The organism is Paenibacillus terrae (assembly GCF_000943545.1).
GTDB lineage: Bacteria > Bacillota > Bacilli > Paenibacillales > Paenibacillaceae > Paenibacillus > Paenibacillus terrae_A.
This window is the reverse complement of sequence record NZ_JTHP01000006.1, coordinates 38,258-57,739: the sequence shown is the minus strand read 5'-3', so window position 1 is coordinate 57,739 and position 19,482 is coordinate 38,258. Positions and strand designations below refer to the sequence as shown.

General features: G+C 50.7%; 15 protein-coding genes. 13 read left to right on the top strand and 2 right to left on the bottom strand.

Annotated features, from left to right (window positions below):
• Positions 1–42 precede the first annotated feature (42 nt).
• The 4 genes from QD47_RS05155 (at position 43) to QD47_RS05140 (ending at position 3,427) form a co-directional block, all read left to right on the top strand.
• Positions 43–1,389 (top strand): 2-hydroxycarboxylate transporter family protein, encoded by a 1,347-nt coding sequence (locus QD47_RS05155; protein WP_044645107.1) that lies wholly within the window; start codon positions 43–45, stop codon positions 1,387–1,389.
• A gap of 76 nt (positions 1,390–1,465) precedes the next feature.
• Positions 1,466–2,671: an NAD(P)-dependent malic enzyme gene (locus QD47_RS05150; RefSeq protein WP_044645106.1), complete on the top strand. Its 1,206-nt coding sequence runs from the start codon at positions 1,466–1,468 to the stop codon at positions 2,669–2,671.
• Positions 2,672–2,842: 171 nt separating this feature from the next.
• Positions 2,843–3,217, top strand: a complete 375-nt coding sequence (locus QD47_RS05145) for a hypothetical protein (RefSeq protein ID WP_044645105.1) — start codon at positions 2,843–2,845, stop codon at positions 3,215–3,217.
• Positions 3,218–3,241: 24 nt separating this feature from the next.
• On the top strand, positions 3,242–3,427 hold the full coding sequence (locus QD47_RS05140; RefSeq protein WP_044645104.1) for a YfhD family protein: 186 nt from the start codon (positions 3,242–3,244) through the stop codon (positions 3,425–3,427).
• A gap of 87 nt (positions 3,428–3,514) precedes the next feature.
• Here QD47_RS05140 and QD47_RS05135 read toward each other — a convergent pair whose 3' ends face one another.
• The gene (locus QD47_RS05135) at positions 3,515–3,934 is read right to left on the bottom strand and encodes a hypothetical protein (RefSeq protein WP_044645103.1); all 420 of its coding nucleotides are present in this window, start codon (positions 3,932–3,934) and stop codon (positions 3,515–3,517) included.
• Between the two features lie 194 nt (positions 3,935–4,128).
• Here QD47_RS05135 and prmA point away from each other — a divergent pair, with 194 nt between their 5' ends.
• The 5 genes from prmA (at position 4,129) to QD47_RS05110 (ending at position 8,608) form a co-directional block, all read left to right on the top strand.
• The gene (gene prmA / locus QD47_RS05130) at positions 4,129–5,094 is read left to right on the top strand and encodes a 50S ribosomal protein L11 methyltransferase (RefSeq protein ID WP_044645102.1); all 966 of its coding nucleotides are present in this window, start codon (positions 4,129–4,131) and stop codon (positions 5,092–5,094) included.
• 2 nt (positions 5,095–5,096) lie between these two features.
• Positions 5,097–5,789 carry a site-2 protease family protein gene (locus tag QD47_RS05125; RefSeq protein ID WP_044645101.1) on the top strand — a complete coding sequence of 231 codons (693 nt, stop codon included), beginning with the start codon at positions 5,097–5,099 and terminating at the stop codon, positions 5,787–5,789.
• A gap of 163 nt (positions 5,790–5,952) precedes the next feature.
• Entirely contained in the window at positions 5,953–6,717 is a 765-nt protein-coding gene (locus tag QD47_RS05120; protein WP_044645100.1) for a 16S rRNA (uracil(1498)-N(3))-methyltransferase, read from the top strand.
• Position 6,718: 1 nt separating this feature from the next.
• Positions 6,719–8,062, top strand: coding sequence for a tRNA (N(6)-L-threonylcarbamoyladenosine(37)-C(2))-methylthiotransferase MtaB (mtaB, locus tag QD47_RS05115; protein ID WP_044645099.1), 1,344 nt, complete (start codon positions 6,719–6,721; stop codon positions 8,060–8,062).
• A gap of 111 nt (positions 8,063–8,173) precedes the next feature.
• Positions 8,174–8,608: an NUDIX hydrolase gene (locus QD47_RS05110; RefSeq protein ID WP_044645098.1), complete on the top strand. Its 435-nt coding sequence runs from the start codon at positions 8,174–8,176 to the stop codon at positions 8,606–8,608.
• Here the strand turns inward: QD47_RS05110 and QD47_RS05105 are convergent.
• A complete protein-coding gene (locus QD47_RS05105; protein WP_235332189.1) occupies positions 8,598–9,563 on the bottom strand; it encodes a Na/Pi cotransporter family protein in 966 nt (321 codons plus the stop codon). The genes QD47_RS05110 and QD47_RS05105 overlap by 11 nt on opposite strands.
• Between QD47_RS05105 and QD47_RS32930 the strand changes: the two genes are divergently transcribed.
• The 4 genes from QD47_RS32930 (at position 9,534) to addA (ending at position 19,452) form a co-directional block, all read left to right on the top strand.
• Positions 9,534–9,743 (top strand): hypothetical protein, encoded by a 210-nt coding sequence (locus QD47_RS32930; protein WP_235332192.1) that lies wholly within the window; start codon positions 9,534–9,536, stop codon positions 9,741–9,743. The two genes, QD47_RS05105 and QD47_RS32930, sit on opposite strands and share 30 nt — an antisense overlap.
• Positions 9,744–10,189: 446 nt before the next feature.
• Positions 10,190–11,569, top strand: coding sequence for a class I SAM-dependent rRNA methyltransferase (locus QD47_RS05100; RefSeq protein WP_044645096.1), 1,380 nt, complete (start codon positions 10,190–10,192; stop codon positions 11,567–11,569).
• A gap of 231 nt (positions 11,570–11,800) precedes the next feature.
• Positions 11,801–15,367, top strand: coding sequence for a helicase-exonuclease AddAB subunit AddB (addB, locus tag QD47_RS05095; RefSeq protein WP_044645095.1), 3,567 nt, complete (start codon positions 11,801–11,803; stop codon positions 15,365–15,367).
• Positions 15,364–19,452, top strand: coding sequence for a helicase-exonuclease AddAB subunit AddA (gene addA, locus QD47_RS05090; protein WP_044645094.1), 4,089 nt, complete (start codon positions 15,364–15,366; stop codon positions 19,450–19,452). The genes addB and addA overlap by 4 nt, the downstream gene beginning before the upstream one ends.
• Positions 19,453–19,482: the final 30 nt, after the last annotated feature.

The window sequence follows — 19,482 nt, the reverse complement described above, 5'->3', positions numbered from 1 at the left end:
TGGAAGCATGGTCATCATTCTTCACTACAAGGAGGGAGCTTTATGGAAAATGCTACAAACCAGCCGGTCATTCAAAAGTGGCAAAAATGGCGTAAAAATCCTGCAGACGGCATCAGGATGCTGGGCAGGATAAAAGTGGGGGTTATTCCGCTTCCGCTTTACGTCGTGATTGCGTTGATTGTATACGCAGCTGCGATTACACAGAGACTTCCGAACGATCTGCTGGGCGGATTTGCTGTCATTATGATTTTAGGCATATTGCTCAGTGATCTGGGGGCGAAACTTCCGCTGCTCAAGCATATTGGCGGTCCGGCCATTCTGTCACTCATGGTTCCATCGTTGATGGTATTTTGGAACATGTTTCCTCCATCTGCGATGGGTGCAGTACACACGCTGATGAAAACCTCAAATTTTCTTTATTTTTATATCGCTTGTCTGGTCACCGGAAGTATTCTGGGTATGGATCGGAAGATGCTGATGAATGGAATTGTCAAAATTTTTGCCCCCATTATAATAGGCTCTATTGCAGCGGTAGCAGTAGGTATGGTGGTGGGTATGGCTTTTGGCTACAGCGCCTATCATACGTTTTTTTACATCATCATCCCGATTATCTCCGGCGGGATCGGAGAAGGCATTCTACCATTGTCCATTTCGTATGGATTAGTGCTGGGCAAGGATTCAGCGATATTCGTATCCCAGTTTATCCCGGCTGCCATCATTGGCAATATTGTTGCCATCATAGGTGCGGGTATTTTAAAAAAAATGGCGGAGAAAAATCCTCGTACTTCTGGTAACGGGAAGTTGTTGAAACTTGATAAAAAAGGGGAAAAGTTATCTTCGGTGAGTCTGGAACAACCTGTCTCGTTTCCATTGATGGGTGGGGGGCTGCTGCTAGCCTGTACTTTCTTTATTGTAGGTAAACTGCTGGAGCCGTATCTTCATATTCCTGGCCCGATTCTGATGATTCTGGCTGCGGCCTTAATGAAGTGTATTCAAGCGATGCCGGCCCAGATAGAGCAGGGAGCTTTTCATTTGTACAAATGTATTGCGGCAAGCTTGACATGGCCGTTGATGGTGGGATTGGGTATTTTGTATGTGCCTTTGGATAGTGTGATTGGAATTCTTACGATTCCTTATGCCATAACCTGCGCATCCGTTGTGGTTGCATTGATTGTTGCTGGATACTTCACAGGAAAATGGATTAACATGTACCCGGTGGAAGCTGCGTTGGTGACCAGTTGTCGTGGCGGATTGGGCGGTACGGGGGATGTAGCGATCCTGTCTGCATCGAATCGCATGGAGCTAATGCCTTTTGCGCAAATAGCAACACGCATTGGCGGGGCAGCCACAGTCATTTTAGCAACCTTGTTACTCAATTTATGGAGCTGATGAGTCTATACAAAAGCCTGATATCTATAACAAATGTACAGAAAAAATATACAGACATGAAAGGATGGAGAGAAGCATGAGTAGCTTGACAGAAGAGATCAGACAATTACATGAGGGCGGTAAAATGGAGACCCAACCGAAGCAGCCGATTGCAAGTATGGAGGAGCTATCCAAGATTTATACCCCCGGCGTAGCTGAAATCTGTATGGAAATTGCGAATGACCCAGCCAAAGCCTATCAATTAACGATCAAAAAAAATACAGTGGCGGTCGTATCGGATGGAACAGCGGTGCTAGGATTGGGAGATATCGGACCAGAGGCGGCTATGCCTGTGATGGAAGGTAAGGCGGTTCTGTTCAAACAGTTTGCAGGCGTAGATGCATTTCCAATCTGCCTTAATACGAAGGATCCTGACGAAATTGTTCAAATTGTCAAAATGATTGCTCCTGCCTTTGGTGGTATTAATTTGGAGGATATCTCTTCACCGCGCTGCTTTGAGATTGAGAGACGACTGAAAGAGGAGCTGGACATTCCGGTATTTCATGATGATCAGCATGGTACGGCCGTCGTCGTGTTAGCGGGGTTGGTCAATGCACTGAAGGTATGCGGCAAAAAAATGGAGGATGTCAAAGTGGTATTTGCAGGCATCGGAGCGGCCGGTATGGCCTGCTCCCGTATGCTGCTCAAGGCGGGTGTGCGTAATCTGATTGGCGTTGATCGTCAGGGAGCCATTCATCGTGGCGTGGAATACAGCAACCCGCATTGGACGGAGTACGCGAACATGACCAATCCTCATAATCTGAGTGGTAGTTTATCCGAGGTGATTGTGGGAGCAGATGTGTTCATCGGTGTGTCAGGCCCGGATTTACTGAGTGTGGAGGATATTCAGAGTATGGCCGTTGATCCTATTGTCTTCGCCATGGCGAACCCGAAACCGGAGATTGATCCGGCTTTAGCAGCGCCTTATGTACGTGTTCTGGCTACGGGCCGCTCTGATTATCCTAATCAGATTAACAATGTACTGTGCTTTCCGGGAATTTTCCGGGGCGCACTGGATTGCCATGCCACGACGATTAATGAAGAAATGAAGCTGGCTGCCGGACTTGCCATTGCTGATGCGATCAGTCCTGAAGAGCTAAGTGAAACTTATATCATACCCAATGTGTTTAATCCGCAGGTAGTCTCTAAGGTTCGGGATGCTGTCGTTCGCGCTGCGTGGGAGACAGGAGTAGCCAAGGCAGGTAAAGCTCCTGCCGCTGCTTTGCACCCGCAAAAGTTATAATCTTCACAAACTACTTTCCAACCGTTTCAGCATACTAAACTCGGTGTTGTTTGTTCCGTTTAGCCTTCGTGGGGAATATAAATCCGTGCCAATGAGCAGGATATAGCAAAGCGCAACTGTCTGTGTTCTTGAACAGGAGTTGCGCTCAATACCACACAGGGAGTTTTGGGGATGAGTGAAAAAAATATTTTGGCGTATTTCAAAAGCCCCGAGGAAGCACAAGGAGCAGCTAGAAAGCTGGAAGCTCTCCGGGCAGCAGATGTATCTATAGACCGATTTAGCCGCTATCCCCGACAGTCTACGGGCAACGTCGGATTACCTGTATTTGCGGGACAAATTAGCAGCTTGTCCTCACTGACGCAGGGAGTGGAGTTTACGGATGCAACTCCAGCGATACTGGCTGCGGCTGATCCATCTGCCAGCGGAATGAGTGACGGCGGGCAAGGTGGGCCGACAGGCCGCGATATATTGTTAACCGCTGTGGTGGATGAATCCATTCATCATCAGGCGATGTCTATTGTGGAGCAAGCGGGTGGTATGCTGTGAAAACGTTGGAAGGAGCTGTGACAGATGCCCACAAACAAACGGTTCGATAAAGTGCTGACCAAAACCGAGAAAATCAAGCGTGCACAATCTGCTAAAAATGAGGATGTTGAGTTCTCGGCAGAGCAGGCAGATGCTCAGGATTTGGAAGCGATCCGGCGCGGTGAAGTAGCTGATCGTCGTCAGGAGCGCATCATAAACGACAGCGAGTAGAATTCAATAAGACGGGTCATCCCTATCATTAAATATGATTTGTGGGATTGCCCGTCTTATTTGTGTTTTATCCTCTTGTCTATTTAATTATCCGCTATAGGCTGTTGCGCTAAAAACAAGGGGACCGGAGACGAAAGCAGTAGTCGCAGGCGTTTGATTTTCAATAATTAGTTGATAGTTTTGCACGCCCAGAGGTGCAACATCTACCATTTCGACATTAATGATAATGTTGTCGTCAAACAGATTAGTCTGCAGTCCGTAATAAATTTCCTTGCCGGCTCTCCATATACGTACAAGTGTTCTAATGTTGCCCGCACCAACAAAACGCAAGCCTATGGATGCCTTTAATTCTACCCGATTGTTAACAGCTCCAGGAATAGTCGGATCAATAAATACGGAAGCCGTAGCAATCCCTAGTCCGGCTGGAGAAATAGGAACCGGAAGACTAATCCCATTGGTAATAGGTGTGATGACAGCAGCATTATAATCCAAAACGGTTTTGGCCATTATAAGTCACTCCTTCTTTGAATATACTATATTGTATGTACTAGAGTTAAGGAGGCTTGGACTAAAAGAGTGGGCAACATGCACAAGTTCTACAAAACATTTTGCACTTCGATGGTACTAGCTTTTTTGAACTCCTATGCTTGTATATAGTACAATATAGAGTATGCATGTGAAATGAGGAGGAAATGAAAACCATGTTGTGGCATGAAATTACAATACATACAACCGAAGAAGCCGTCGAAATGATTTCGAATTTTCTGCACGAAGCAGGTGCGGGAGGGGTTTCCATTGAAGAATCCGGTTCGCTGAACAAACCACGCGATACGTCCTACGGACAGTGGTATGATCGGCCCTTGAATGACATTCCCGAGGGACAAGCGACCATCAAGGGGTATTTTGCCGAAGAAGTTGAGATGGACGGGATCCGTTCGCAAATTGAGCCACGCGTCGAAGAATTGAGAACATTCGATATTGACCCAGGCGAGGTTCGGTATGAGCTGAAAACGGTCAACGAGGATGACTGGGCTAATGCCTGGAAGCAATACTTCAAGCCATTGCGTGTGTCGGACCGTCTGACGATCAAACCGACTTGGGAAGCCTATGAGCCTGCCAGTGAAGATGAAAAAATTATTGAGCTGGACCCCGGCATAGCCTTTGGCACCGGAACGCATCCCACAACATCACTTTGTCTGAGAGCGTTGGAATCTGTGGTCAAGGGTGGAGAGGAAGTCATTGATGTGGGCACAGGCTCCGGCATTTTGGCGATTGGAGCCGTGCAACTGGGAGCGAAGCATGTACTGGCTCTGGACCTTGATCCCGTAGCGGTATCCAGTGCGCGGGAAAATACCCATCTGAATGGGTTGGAGGATCGCATTACCATTAAAGAGAGCGATCTGCTGTCCGTGCTGAATGCGAGCGATCCGACGCTGGGTATCCAACTGCCAGTCGAGCTAGTGGTCGCTAATATTTTGGCCGAAATTATTTTGCTGTTTATTGATGATGTGTACAAGGCTCTGGAGCCAGGTGGTATTTATATCGCTTCAGGAATTTGGAAGAACAAAGAAGAGGTTGTCGAAAACGCATTGAAGGCGGCGGGCTTCGACATTGCCGAAACGTGCCGTGATGAGGATTGGCTGGCGTTTGTGGCGAGAAAGAGGTAATCATGGATTTTTTACAAAATATTTTTCGTGTGAAGTTAGAGGTTCTTCCATTTTACTTGCTGGCTCTGATCATATCTTTTACGGTACATGAGTTTGCACATGCGTATTATGCCAATAAATTCGGTGACCCTACAGCCAAGCTGCTGGGACGCGTGACATTAAATCCGGCAGTGCATATTGATCTGATGGGTACGTTGCTACTGCTGATTGGGGGCTTTGGCTGGGCCAAACCGGTTCCAGTCAACCGTGATAATTTCAGTCGTCCACGTTCTATGGGGATTGTCGTGTCTGCTGCTGGACCACTGAGCAATTTGCTGCTTGCCTTTGTGGCTACCTTGATTTATGCGGTGCTGCTTCATTTTCAGGTGCTGCCGAATATCGAGAATCAGCGGGTGGCTCAGGCCATCAACTTGTTTATCAATTCACTGATTAGTTTGAATCTGTTTTTGTTTATTTTTAATTTAATTCCGCTGCCACCGCTGGATGGTTACCGGATTGTGGAGGATGTGGCTCCTACACCTCTGCGCCGCAAACTTCAGCATTTTGAGCAGTGGTCTATCTTTATTTTTCTGTTGATCCTTGTTATCCCGCAGGTGCGGGCGGTGACGATTGAGCCGCTGTACGTGCTTTCCCAGACGATTTATGTGCAGTTTTTGCAGTTTGCTTTTTACATCATCGGATTATTTGGAGCCTAACGGCTCCTTTTTTTGCGGGTATGGAAGGTGGTATAACAATTGAAGCAGCAACATACTGGTCATGCGGGCGCAAAAGATGATATGATGGTGCTTGGTGATTTATTCGGATATTGTACAGAAAGCCAATGGATAACAGTTATTTTCAGAATAGGTGTGAGAGACAATGCAGCGTTATTTTATTCCGGCAGAGCAGTTTTTGGAAGACCATGTGATCGTGGCGGGTGAGGATGCGCGACATATTGCCAAGGTCATGCGCGGTCGTAGTGGTGACAAAATTATAGTCAGTGACGGGGTATCAAGGGAAGCGCTGGCTGCGTTGGATACGATAGAACAAGATCGTGTGACGGCGACGATCGTCGAGCCGCTGGAGATGACCTCCGAGCCGCATGTGCAGGTCACCATTGCCCAAAGTCTTCCCAAGGGAGACAAGATGGAGACCGTTATGCAAAAATGTACAGAAATCGGGGCAGCGGGGTTTGTCCCGTTTTTGTCCGAGCGTACGGTCGTGCAGTATGATGCCAAAAAGGAAGGCAAGCGGCTGGAGCGCTGGCGCAAGATTGTAAAGGAAGCGGCTGAGCAAAGCCACCGTAACCGGATTCCGGAAATAAGTGCGCCGATGACGTGGAAAGAGCTGCTGGCTTCTTTTTCGCAGTATGATTTGATATGCTATTGTTATGAAAAAGAGCAGGGGCGGCAGCTACGGGACGTGATTCAGCCTTTGGCAGGACAATGGACGTCGATGGACAAGCCGCGTGTTTTGCTGATAGTGGGTCCGGAAGGTGGATTCAGCGAAGCGGAGAGCCTGGAGGCCGAGCAGGCCGGGGCGCAGTCTACGGGGCTGGGAAGACGCATTTTGCGTGCGGAAACCGCAGGTATGGCTGCATTGGCTTGCATTTTATATGAGTCAGGAGAAATGGGAGGGGTTTAATATGCCGTCAGTGGCATTTTACACATTGGGTTGTAAGGTAAACTTTTATGATACAGAAGCGATTTGGCAGCTGTTCAAAAATGAAGGCTATGAGCAGGTGGATTTTGATGAGCAGACAGCTGATGTCTACCTTATTAATACGTGCACCGTTACGAATACCGGCGATAAAAAGAGTCGTCAGATCATTCGGCGTGCGATTCGTCGGAACCCAGATGCTATTGTGGCAGTGACGGGCTGTTACGCCCAGACTTCTCCTGCCGAAATTATGGATATTCCCGGTGTCGATCTCGTTATTGGTACACAGGATCGAGACAAAATTATTCCGTTTGTTCAGGAGATTCAAGAGTCGCGTCAACCTGTGAATGCTGTGCGCAACATTATGAAAACGCGCGTGTTCGAGGAAATGGATGTGCCTGATTTTGCTAACCACACACGTGCGTTTTTGAAAATTCAGGATGGCTGCAACAACTTTTGCACCTTCTGCATCATTCCGTGGTCGCGTGGTTTGTCCCGCAGCCGCGATGCCGCGAGCATTATGACTCAGGCGCGTCAACTGGTGCATGCGGGTTATAAAGAAATTGTGCTCACAGGCATTCATACAGGTGGTTATGGTGACGACATGGACAATTATGATCTGTCCGATCTGCTGTGGGATCTGGAGAAGGTGGAAGGGCTGGAGCGTATCCGTATCAGTTCCATTGAAGCCAGCCAGATTGATGAAAAAATGCTCGATGTGCTGAATCGTTCCACCAAGCTGGTGCGTCATTTCCACATTCCGCTTCAGGCGGGAGATGACACCGTGCTGAAACGGATGCGCCGCAAATACACAACAGAAGAGTTTTACAATAAAATGCTTATGATTCACAAGGCGATGCCGGATGTGGCGATTACGACAGACGTTATTGTTGGTTTTCCTGGGGAAACGGACGAAATGTTCCGCAACGGCTATGAGCTGATGGAAAAAATTGGCTTCTCGGAAATGCATGTGTTCCCTTATTCCAAGCGCAGCGGTACGCCTGCGGCGCGTATGGAGGATCAGGTGGACGAGGACGTGAAAAATGCACGTGTGCATGAACTGATTGAACTGTCAGAGCAAATGCAGTTGGCTTATGCAGAGAAGTTTGTCGGTCAGGTGCTGGAGGTCATTCCGGAAGTTGCGCCGAAAGGGACCGAAGATAGCGGCATGCTTCACGGTTACAGTGACAATTACATTCAACTGGTGTTTGAAGGTACTAAGGATCTGGTTGGCAAGGTGTGCCGCGTGAAGCTGACGAAGGCGGGCGTTAATGAAAGTGAAGGCCAATTGGTCCGTGTGCTGGAGAATGGACTGCAAGCAGCCCTATAATAACAATAACTAAAAAAAGCCTGAACAGGCCATAGAGATGGCAAACAAGGATTTCGCCTTTCCTTACAGGGAGGACGGAATCCTTGTTGCGCAAGGAAAGGGGATTACAGGATGGCAGCAAAAAAGGAAATTTCCGCAGGCGGTGTTGTGTACCGCAAACAGGGGGAGCAGCTTGAAATTCAGCTGATTACCGACCGATACGGCAAGGTCTCCTTGGCTAAAGGCAAGATGGAGCCGGGAGAAACGATCGAACAGACGGCTTTGCGTGAAATTCGTGAGGAAACAGGACTGAACGGACAGATTATCCAGCATGTGGATATGATTGCTTATACGTATCAGCATCCTGAATTTGGGGAAGTGGACAAGGAAGTCCATTATTATCTCGTAGAGGCACTGGATGGGGATTTACAGGCACAGATTGAAGAAATTAAAGGTGTTGCGTGGCATACGCCTGAGGAAGCATGGCGTCTCCAGCGCCAAGGCGGATATGATAACAATGATGTCATTTTGAGCAAGGCGCTGTCCATGCTTGGAATTAACGTTTGATGATGTTGGAAGACATGCGATTCTCCAAACGTGCCCATACAGGTAAATAGCAGACTGGCAAGACAAGCAGAGAGCTGATCACGTTAAACAGGGTTTGGGCATGAGCGACCTTGGCTCCCGGCTCAGCAGATATCCAGGCGGCTGCCAATTCCAGCCCGGGGATCAGCGGCATAAACAGCAGCGCCCCGCCTACGTTCAGCAGCACGTGGGACCAGGCCACAAATTTGCCGGATACGCTGCCGCCAACAGCGGCAATCAGCGCGGTTACACAGGTGCCGACATTGGAGCCAATGACGATGGCGATACCTACATCCGCTGGCAAAGCCCCCGCAGCCGCAAGGCTGATCGCCATGCCAATAACGGCGGCGCTGCTGTGAACCAGTGCGGTCAGGCATGCTCCGGCGGCGAAGGCCCACCACATATTGGCCGCAGCGTGATCTAGAAACCAGCGGAACAGCCCGGCCTGCTCAATCCATGGGCCGACCGTCTGCATGACGCGGATACCCGCAAGGATCAGTGAAAACCCGGCAAAGGCGAGGCTGATATATTGGACAGCCTGCGGACGACTGAGCTGAAGGGAACTGGATGGTGGCCCGGCAGACGCATATTGGCGGCTGGAGACAGTCTCGCCCCACAAGACGGCGGCGCTCCAGCAAAGCAGCGAGCCGCAGAGCAGCGGAACAGCCAGCTTGCCTAGCTGGAGACCCATTAGCTCGGTGGTCAGGCAGGTACCAATATTGGTGCCGAGGATAATGCCGAGCGTGCGGCCGTAGGTCAACAGCCCGGCGTTGACCAGTCCGATGGTCAGCACCGTGACAGCGGTGCTGCTTTGCAGCAGGGCGGTAATACCTGAGCTGAACAGCATGCCCCGCCAAGGGGAAACGGTGGCCCGATTCAGCCAGCGGGTGAGGAAGGGGCCAGCCAAATGCCGGAGGGCCGCTTCCATCAGCTTCATCCCGCCCAAGAAAATAAGCAGCCCACCGCACAGCGGCAAAATAACATGAGCAAATACGGGCGTATCCCCCTTTCTAAACCATTTTACGTTGGTGACCAAGGACGCTTCGCGGCCCATTTGATCTTACAATCGCTATGCTTCTCCAGATTCAAATGGACCGCTACGCTGTTAACTGCCTAAAAAATGGAATGATGTTCCCCTGTGCTTCACTCGGAATAAAGAACTTGAACCTAAGCAAAAAATTCTTTTCAAAACTGCTGAGACGCTTATGTAACAGCCTATGATCTGACGAGGACAGCCATGACAAGCATGGCGGAGCTGTTTTTTTAGAGCGATAATTTTGTAGTAGCTTCACAAGCTTTAAAATAGTGACGTCGATATAAAGGCGGGCAGTAGCGGAGCGGTTCATTTGAATCTGAAGAAGCGGTAGCGTTCGGCTGAAAGCTTTCCGAAGGAAAGCTGCTTCGAAAGAATATGCTTAACGGGCTTCTTACCTCTAATTCATTTAGAAAATCCAAAAATCCCATTGCAACAGCGATCGTAAGATCAAATGAATCGCGGAGCCGCGCCCCATTGAACACCACGCTTTTAACACTTTGAGTAACCTAAGAATAGGAGTGAGGGTTTTGCCTTCAGTAATATTAGAACGAGGCCGCAAAAAAAGGCTGGAGCACGCACACCCTTGGGTGTTTAAAAATGAAATAGCCAGGGTCGAGGGTGATCCAGAGGCGGGCGATCTGGTCAGCATTGTTAACCATCAGGGTCGATATTTGGCGACAGGCTACTATAATCCGACTTCACAGATTACGGTGCGTGTGCTATCGTACGAGCCGCTGGAAGCCATGGACAAAAATTTCTTTGCTGAACGCTTCCGCGATTGTCTGGAGCACCGCGAACGTTTTGTGACCGGAGGAGACGCGTATCGGCTGGTATACGGCGAGGCTGATTTTTTACCCGGGCTGATTGTAGACCGTTTTGGCGACGTATTGGTTGTACAATTATTAACGCTCGGCATGGATCGCCGCAGGGAAGAAATCAGGGATGCACTCGTTGAAGTGATTGGCCCTGTTGGTATATATGAGCGCAGTGATGTATCCATCCGTGAGCTGGAAGGACTAGAACAGACCAAAGGGCCTTTATATGGCGACTCCCCGCGTCATGTCGTGGTAACGGAAAATGGTTTGCGTATCAAGGTCGATATTGTAGAGGGCCAAAAGACAGGCTATTTCTTCGACCAGCGTGAGAATCGTGCGGCGATTGCTCCACTGATGACGGGCTGGGGAGGACGCAGCGGAATTACGCTGCAGGAAGTAGCAGCAGAGCAGGGTGACGCTGGCACAGCGGTCATGAAGCCTGTGAACAAAAGCGGCAAGGTTGTGGAGTTCCCATTCTGGGATGGTGCAACCGTGCTGGAGTGCTTTTCACATACGGGAAGCTTTACGCTTAATGCCTGCAAATACGGTGCTAAAAAAGTAACCTGTCTTGATATTTCCGAGCACGCAATTGAAAGCGCACGGGATAATGTCAAGCTGAACGGTTTTGAGGAACGCGTCGAGTTTGTCGTGGACGATGCTTTCCAATATTTGCGCAATCAGGTTAAAGGCGTAGAGGAACGCACCGCGCGGGCAGGGGGAAAGGGAGATACTTCCAAGCCACTCACAGCAGGGGGCGGACGTACCTTTGATGTAGTTATTCTTGATCCACCAGCCTTTGCGAAAACAAAGAATGCGGTCAAAGGAGCTACGCGGGGATATAAGGATATAAATCTGCACGGGATGAAGCTGGTCAATGAGGGCGGCTATTTAGTGACTGCGAGCTGCTCATTCCATATGCGGCCGGAGCTGTTTCTGGACACGATTAAGGAAGCAGCGGCAGATGCTGGAAAAATCCTCCGTCTGGTGGATTGGAGAGCGGCTGGCAAGGATCATCCCCAAATTCTGGGTGTGGAGGAAGGCCATTATTTGAAATTCGCTATTTTTGAGGTGCGTAGCCGGACACAACTGTAGAATTCATACACAGTTAACCGCCTTTTGGGGTAGCGGAATAAGTAGATTAGGCTCGTTTTATCAATAAAACAGTCCTGTAGAGAAGGCATGCACCAAGCCAAACCTGCGGGACTGTTTATTTTTTGAGGGAGGATAAAATGCTACAAGATGGCAAACGTACGTTCTTTTCTCCCTTGCCTCATATGCTATACTGTTTAATAGATTGTTGTTCGTTGGAAAGGAGGCCGCATCATGTCGGTCCGTTTATTAATTGGCCGCTCAGGCAGCGGAAAAAGCATGTTAATCCGTCGTGAAATGACGGCTATGCTACGCAAGGAACCGCTAGGTAAGCCTATGCTGTTGCTTGTGCCGGAGCAATCGTCATTTGCTTCCGAGCATGCGCTGCTTACAGAAGCCGGAAACGGTATTCAGGGGACGGTGCGTGCACAGGTCATGGGATTTCATCGTCTTGCCTATTTGGTCATGCAGGAAACCGGGGGTTCGGCGCTGGTACCTGTGACGGAGGAAGGCAAGAAGATGCTTTTATATAAAATTATTCGTCGTCGCAAGGATGAACTGAGTTTATTTAAGGATTCGGGAGACCAGTTGGGCTTTGTGGATCGGTTAAATACGCTGTTTACGGAGCTGAAGCAGTACGGGAATGATACCCGGCCTGTACCAGAGCAACTGGAGAGAATGAATGCGGCGGGGGAATCGACTCCGATTTTGCGCGGCAAGCTCAAGGATATCAGTCTGATCTATGAGGATTTTGAAAGAGAGCTGGCGCTTAAATATATTGACGGCGAGGATACGCTGCGTATGCTGGCGGAGCAGATTGCTGAGTCGTCCATTGTACGTGGAGCGGATATTTGGATGGATGGCTACCGCAGGTTTACGCCGCATGAATACAAGGTGGTTGAGCAGCTTATGCTACACGCTTCTTCGTTGACGGTCGCGCTGACCTGCAATCGCAGCTACGAGAGTGGACAGCTTCCGCATGAGCTGGATTTGTTTCATCCTTCGGCGGCTACCTATGTAAAGCTTAAAGGGATGGCGGATGAGCTGATGATGGAGACGCAGACACAACTGTTGCGCCCTGATCCGCTTCCGAGATTTAAGGGCCGTCCGGCGTTGGCGTATCTGGAGGCAGATTTTGAACGTCGCGCAGGGCATCGGAATCAGGAACGACCCATGCGTCAGCAGCAGATGCGGGAGCAATGGAAAGACAAGCAGCCAGAAGAAATCAAACTGTATGCGGCAGCGAACCGACGTGTGGAACTGGAGGGTGCAGTGCGCGAAATGCGCCGTCTGGCCCGGGATGAGGGGGCACGTTATCGGGAAATGGCGCTGTTTTTACGCCAGATTGAGGATTATGAGCCGTGGGTGGAGCCGATATTTAAGCAATATGAGGTTCCGGTGTTTCTGGATCAGCGCAGAAGCGTATTGCATCATCCATTGGTGGAATTGATTCGGGCTTCGCTGGATATTGTCCAGCGGCGTTGGCGGTACGAGGATGTATTTCGTGCGGTCAAAACGGATCTGCTGTTGCCACAGGATGGACGGGTCAGCCGCGAGGATATGGACCGTCTGGAAAATTACGCATTGGCCTGTGGGATACAGGGCAGCCGCTGGACAGACGGACGGACTTGGCAGGCTGTACCCAGCCTTTCGCTGGAGCTGGAGGAACAGGAGCGGAACCGCCAGCGGGACGAAACGCTGGATCTAATGGAGCTGTGCCGCGATGTGATCGTGACGCCTTTACGTGCGTTTGAGAAACGTCTGGGTAAGGCCCGGACTGCGCTTGAAAAGTGTGAGGCAGTGTACTTGTTGCTGGAGGATGCGGAAATTGGGCATAAGCTGGATGAACTGATCCAGCAGTCCGAGAAAGCGGGAAATCCCGATCAGGCCAAGGAGCATCGTCAGGTATGGGATTCGGTGCTTGAGCTGTTGGATCAGATCGTCGAAATGATGGGTGACGAGAAACTGGACACTTCTTTATTTGCCGGTGTGCTGGAAACGGGGCTGATAGAGTACCGTATGGGTCTTGTTCCGCCAGCTCTGGATCAGGTGCTGGTCGGAAACACGGACCGTACACGCGTTGCTGGTATTCAACATGTCTTTGTGCTGGGTATGAACGAAGGTGTGATGCCAGCTGTATTTCATGAGGATGGCGTGCTGAACGAGCAGGAACGTACCGCCTTGAATGAACGGGGCGTAGAGCTGGCGCCGGATATGACAAGACGTCTGCTGGATGAACGTTTTCTCGCGTATACGGCGCTCACGTCAGCCGGAAGCAGTCTGTGGATGAGCTACGCCGTGACCGACGAAGAGGGCAAGTCGTTGCTGCCGTCAGAGTTGGTACGGCATGTCCGTCAACTGTTCCCTGCTCTGGAAGAGCACCCGTTAGCTGTATATCCTTTGCCTCGGGACCCATGGGCGACTCAATGGGAGTATGCTTCCCATCCGTCCGAGGCATTGCCGCAGCTGATCGCGCAATTCCGGCAATGGCGGCATGGTGGAGAGATTTTATCTCCCTGGTGGGAGGTATACAACTGGTATGCGCGCCAGCAGGGGCGTGAAAGGGACAAGCTGCGTCAGTTGCTGACCTCACTTTTTTACGAAAATCATGCCGAAATGCGGAAAGAAACGAGTCGCCGTCTGTATGGCAGCAAGCTGCGTACCAGCGTATCTCGTATGGAACGTTTTGTCGCTTGTCCGTTTTCGCATTTTGCTTCCCATGGTCTTCGCTTGAAGGAGCGCCAAATGTATCGGCTGAAGGCACCGGATATCGGGCAGTTGTTCCATGCGGCGCTCGGAGAGATGGCGATTAATTTACGTAAACGAAACGTGAGCTGGGGCAGTCTCAGCACAGAGGAATGCCGACAAGAGGCGGAATCGACGGTGGAGCGTTTGGCTCCCCGCCTGCAAGGCGAGATTTTAATGAGCTCCAAGCGGTACGGGTACATTTTGCGCAAGCTGAAAGACATTGTGAGCCGCGCTTCGCTGATTTTGGGAGAGCATGCGCGTAGAGGCAGCTTTGAGCCACTGGAGTTGGAGCTGGGTTTTGGGCCGGGAGAAAAGCTTCCTCCTTTGACCTTTCGACTGGACAACGGTGTGGTGATGGAAATCGTCGGACGAATTGACCGCGTGGATGTGGCAGAGGGAGAAAAAGGCTTGCTTTTACGCGTCATTGATTACAAGTCCAGCCAAAAGGACCTCAAGCTGCATGAGGTGTACTATGGCTTGTCCCTGCAAATGCTCACGTACCTGGACGTGCTGCTGAATGCGGCGGAGGAATGGCTTGGCGAGACGGCTTATCCGGCGGGTACGCTTTATTTTCACGTCCACAATCCGATGTTGCAGTCTCCGAATGGTCTGAGCGTGGAACAGGCCCGTCAGGAGCTTCTAAAACGCTTCAAGATGAAAGGGCTATTGTTGGCGGATCGGGATGTGGTTGGGCAAATGGATACGGCATTGGACAAGGGGTATTCCTCCATTTTGCCAGTTGCGGTAAAGGCGGACGGCAGCTTTTACAGCAGTGCGTCTGTCGCTTCGCCGGAACAGTGGGATAGCCTGCTGGCTTCGGTACGCGATAATATCCGAACGATTGGGACACGCATGACAGAGGGCGACGTGGCGATTGAGCCTTATCGTATCCAGCAAGAGACGGCATGCACCTTCTGTTCTTTCAAACCTGTTTGTCAATTTGACGACAGTTTGGAGGGCAGCGGCTACAACCAATGGGGGAAACCCGGCAAGGATCAGATCTGGAATATGCTCGGTCATACACAGGAAGGGAAAGGAGGAATGGACCAATGATAAGTACATCAAGCACCAATGGCATACCCAAGCCGGAAGGCAGTATGTGGAGTGATGACCAGTGGCGTGCGATTTCTGAATCTGGCAACAACATGCTGGTAGCGGCAGCGGCGGGGTCTGGTAAAACAGCGGTGCTCGTAGAGCGCATTATTCGTAAAATCGCCGATCCCCGGCTCGGTTTCAGCGTGGATCGGCTGCTGGTAGCGACCTTTACGAAGGCTGCCGCCGCCGAAATGCGCCAACGTATCCGCGAAGCCTTGGAACGTGTGCTGGAACAGGAGCCGGATAGTGAGCATGTACGTCGCCAGCTATCGCTACTAAATCGAGCCTCGATAACGACGCTCCACTCTTTTTGTATGGAGGTCATTCGCAGGCATTATCAGGCCATTCCCCTTGATCCCGGTTTTCGGATTATGAATGAGCATGAGACGGAATTGCTGCGTCAGGAACTGCTGGAAGAACTGTTTGAGGAAAAGTATGAGGCTAACGATGAAGGCAGCACGTTTCGCAGACTGGTGGACTGGTTTAGCGGTGAGCGTACAGATGATGCGATGTATGTGCTTGTTCAGCGCTTGTACGATTTTTCGCAAAGTCATCCCTGGCCGGAGCATTGGCTGAGGGAGACGGCAGCAGCGTTCCGTGTAGAAGATGTGACGGCTTTGGGAGAGACTCCTTGGGTCCGCAGCATTTTGGCGGATGCGGCACTTTCGCTGCGCGGAGCAGCAAGCCTGCTGGAGCAGGCGTATGGGACGGCTATGCAGCCCGGCGGCCCTGCGCCCTATGCAGTGACGCTGCAAGAGGATGCGGCGATGGTGAAGGGACTATTGCAGGAGCTGGAGACACAGCCGTGGGCATCGCTGTATGATCACTTTCAGATAGCGGCTTTCGGCAAGCTCAAGCCGGTCAAAAAGGATCAGACTGAGCCTGCACTACAGGAACGGGTCAAGGCGCTCCGTGAGGCAGCCAAAAAAATGATGACAGATATGAAGGCATCCCTGTTCGGCAGGAGAGCAGAAGCCTATTTGGAGGAACTGCATGCGGCGGCTCCTCTGATGGACGAACTGGTGGAAACCGTTATTTTATTCGGCGAACGATTTCAACAGCACAAGCAGTCCAAAGGGCTGGTGGATTTTGGAGATTTGGAGCACTATTGTCTAAAAATATTACGTCACCCCGACTCCACTCCGAACAGACTGCTGCCTTCAGACGCTGCGCTCGAATACAAGGAGCAATTCGACGAGGTGCTATTGGATGAGTATCAGGATACGAATACGGTACAGGAGGATATCGTCAGACTGGTATCCCGTGAAGAGCCGGGTAACCGTTTTATGGTAGGGGACGTGAAGCAGAGTATTTATCGGTTTCGGCTGGCGGAGCCGGGTCTGTTTCTGAACAAATACCAGCGATACGGTATGCAGGAACAGGAAGATGGCTTTTTAATTGATCTGGCGCGTAATTTCCGCAGTCGGGTGGAAGTCGTCGATGCAGTCAATCTGGTGTTCCGACAAATCATGAGCGTGGATGTGGCGGAAATTGAATACGATGAACGGGCATGGTTGGCGCATGGTGCTTCCTATCCTGAGCATACGGAAAAAGATGCCACATCCCCATATGCACCTGAACTGCTGTTAGTTGATAAAGGCGGGCGCGGTCTTTCGGAGGTTTCGGAGCTGTCCGAAACGGGTGATGAGTCCGCTTTGCAGGAAGGCGAATTGTCTGAGCTTGCGGAGCTGGAAACGGCACAATTGGAAGCCCGCGCAATCGCGCAACGGATTAAGGAACTGACGGGAGATACAGGACAACCGTTGTTGATTTATGACAGAGGGTTAAAAGCGATGCGTCCAGCAGTCTTCGGTGATATTGTCATTTTGCTCCGTTCGGCAAGCGTATGGGCACCGCTGATTGTAGAGGAACTGCGTCTTGAGGGCATTCCGGCATCCGGGGAGCAGACGACAGGCTTTTTCAAAGCAACGGAAGTTGAGGTGATGCTGTCTCTGCTACACATTATTGATAATCCGCAGCAGGACATCCCGCTGGCATCTGTGCTTCGTTCACCGATTGTAGGCTTGACCGAGGATGAGCTGGCACAAATCAGGCTGCAAAAGCCGGACGGATTATTTTATGGCGCTCTGCTTGCAGCGGCTGACCCTACACAGGATAGCGAAAATGGAACGTCCAGCGACATGCTGGAATTGGAGCTTTTCGCAGGAGATTCGACAGATGCATCTGATATGGATGACAGGAATAGCGGAAATACGTTGCCTGCCCGACTGCGTTCGTTTTTGTGCAATTTGGAAGCGTGGCGACAGGAAGCAAGACAAGGTAGCTTGAGTGCATTGATTTGGCGTTTGCTGGAGGAAACGGGATATCTGGATTGGGTAGGTGGATTGCCCGGCGGCTCTCAACGTCAGAGTAATTTGCGGGCGCTGTATGACCGAGCGAGACAGTATGAGACTTCTACCTCTAACCGGGGCCTGTTCCGGTTTTTGACCTTTATTTCCCGTTTGCGAGAGCGAGGCGGTGATTTGGGTTCATCCAGTGGCGGTACTGAACCCGATCAGGCTGTCCGTATTATGACGATTCACAAGAGTAAAGGACTTGAATTTCCCGTCGTGTTCATCGCCGGAACGGCTAAAATGTTCAATCAGCAGGATCTGACTGCGCCGTTTCTCATGCATAAGGAGCTGGGGTTCGGTCCCAAATATGTGGAGGAACAAAATCGGGTCAGCTACCCGATGCTGCCTAATTTGGCGATCCGTCGACGTTCTCAGTTGGAGCTATTGGCTGAGGAAATGCGGGTGCTATACGTGGCACTTACGCGTCCGCGTGAAAAGCTTATTATGACCGGAACGGTAAAGGATCTCGCTGCACGCGCAGCGGGGTGGGCACGTGCCAAAGAGCATACGGAGACAGTTTTACCCGATTATATGCTGGCGGCAGGCCGCAGTTATCTGGACTGGGTAGGTCCTGCGTTGATCCGACATCCTTCTGCTGCTGTACTTAGAGAAGCGGCAGGGGATCAGGAGGGGTACTATCACAGGCTGGAATATATGCTGGGCGGGGATTGGCTATTCAGAATCATAGCTTCGGAGACTCTTTCCGGCTCTCGTTTGAATTTGGACCCTGACGAGGAGATCGTTAATGAAGAGCGTCAGGAGAAGACGGTAGCGTTGAAGAATGCCGAGCCGATCGATAAAAGGTGGCTCTCATCCGACTCCGCATCGGTTAGTCCAACGGATATTACAACAAGGGTTGATGCAGATATTGCCGCTGCGCTTTCCTGGTCCTATCCGTATGAACGGGCAAGCAAGACGGCGGCGAATACAACGGTTACCGAAATGAAAAGATGGCTGGCGATGCAGGAAGCTGGATCGGAGGATTGGCTGAATCTGTCTTCTTTCCAGGTAGCGGAGTTACCAGAGGAGATGGAAGATTCTCAGACGGGGGGAAATCGACTACACTTGCGCAGACCCAAATTTATGGGCAATCGGCGACTGACGCCAACGGAGCGTGGAACGGTGTACCATACGCTGTTTCTCCATTTGCCGCTGGATGGTGTGATGAGCGCCGAGGTGATTGAAGAAACGAAGGCCCGTCTGTTGAACCAGCGCTTGTTGCTGGATGTTCAGGCGGAGGCATTAGCTACGGATAAAATATTGCGTTTTTTCACCAGCGAGCTGGGTCGTAGATTGCTGGAGGCATCCCATGTTCAGCGTGAGCTTCCGTTCACCTATACGATAGGAGCCGCTGATTTTTGGAGCCGCAGCTTGCCGTCGATGCTGTCTGCACAGGAAATAGAGCCAGGAGCCGAGCAACAGGAGGAAAACATGACGTCAGAGCCTGGCCACGATGATAGAGTGCTGATGAACGGGATTATTGACTGTCTGTTTGAAGGGACAGAAGGGCTGGTTTTGCTTGATTACAAAACAGACCGGGTTTCCGAATATAGGACGGTGCCTCATTTAACGGAGCAATATCGTTTTCAACTGGAGCTGTACGCCCATGTGATCGAAGATATTACAGGTACAAGGATTGCGGAGAAGTGGTTGTATTTTCTGGAGGCTGGAGAAAGTGTGCGATTGTAGTTATTTAATATTTAATGTACGAAATAAAAA

Excerpts from the sequence above, each read along its gene's own strand:
- QD47_RS05155 (WP_044645107.1), top strand. The coding sequence starts at position 43 with ATGGAAAATGCTACAAACCAGCCGGTCATTCAAAAGTGGCAAAAATGG.
- QD47_RS05150 (WP_044645106.1), top strand. The coding sequence starts at position 1,466 with ATGAGTAGCTTGACAGAAGAGATCAGACAATTACATGAGGGCGGTAAA.
- QD47_RS05145 (WP_044645105.1), top strand. The coding sequence starts at position 2,843 with ATGAGTGAAAAAAATATTTTGGCGTATTTCAAAAGCCCCGAGGAAGCA.
- QD47_RS05140 (WP_044645104.1), top strand. The coding sequence starts at position 3,242 with ATGCCCACAAACAAACGGTTCGATAAAGTGCTGACCAAAACCGAGAAA.
- QD47_RS05135 (WP_044645103.1), bottom strand. The coding sequence starts at position 3,934 with ATGGCCAAAACCGTTTTGGATTATAATGCTGCTGTCATCACACCTATT.
- prmA (WP_044645102.1), top strand. The coding sequence starts at position 4,129 with ATGTTGTGGCATGAAATTACAATACATACAACCGAAGAAGCCGTCGAA.
- QD47_RS05125 (WP_044645101.1), top strand. The coding sequence starts at position 5,097 with ATGGATTTTTTACAAAATATTTTTCGTGTGAAGTTAGAGGTTCTTCCA.
- QD47_RS05120 (WP_044645100.1), top strand. The coding sequence starts at position 5,953 with ATGCAGCGTTATTTTATTCCGGCAGAGCAGTTTTTGGAAGACCATGTG.
- mtaB (WP_044645099.1), top strand. The coding sequence starts at position 6,719 with ATGCCGTCAGTGGCATTTTACACATTGGGTTGTAAGGTAAACTTTTAT.
- QD47_RS05110 (WP_044645098.1), top strand. The coding sequence starts at position 8,174 with ATGGCAGCAAAAAAGGAAATTTCCGCAGGCGGTGTTGTGTACCGCAAA.
- QD47_RS32930 (WP_235332192.1), top strand. The coding sequence starts at position 9,534 with ATGCCGGAGGGCCGCTTCCATCAGCTTCATCCCGCCCAAGAAAATAAG.
- QD47_RS05105 (WP_235332189.1), bottom strand. The coding sequence starts at position 9,563 with ATGAAGCTGATGGAAGCGGCCCTCCGGCATTTGGCTGGCCCCTTCCTC.
- addB (WP_044645095.1), top strand. The coding sequence starts at position 11,801 with ATGTCGGTCCGTTTATTAATTGGCCGCTCAGGCAGCGGAAAAAGCATG.
- addA (WP_044645094.1), top strand. The coding sequence starts at position 15,364 with ATGATAAGTACATCAAGCACCAATGGCATACCCAAGCCGGAAGGCAGT.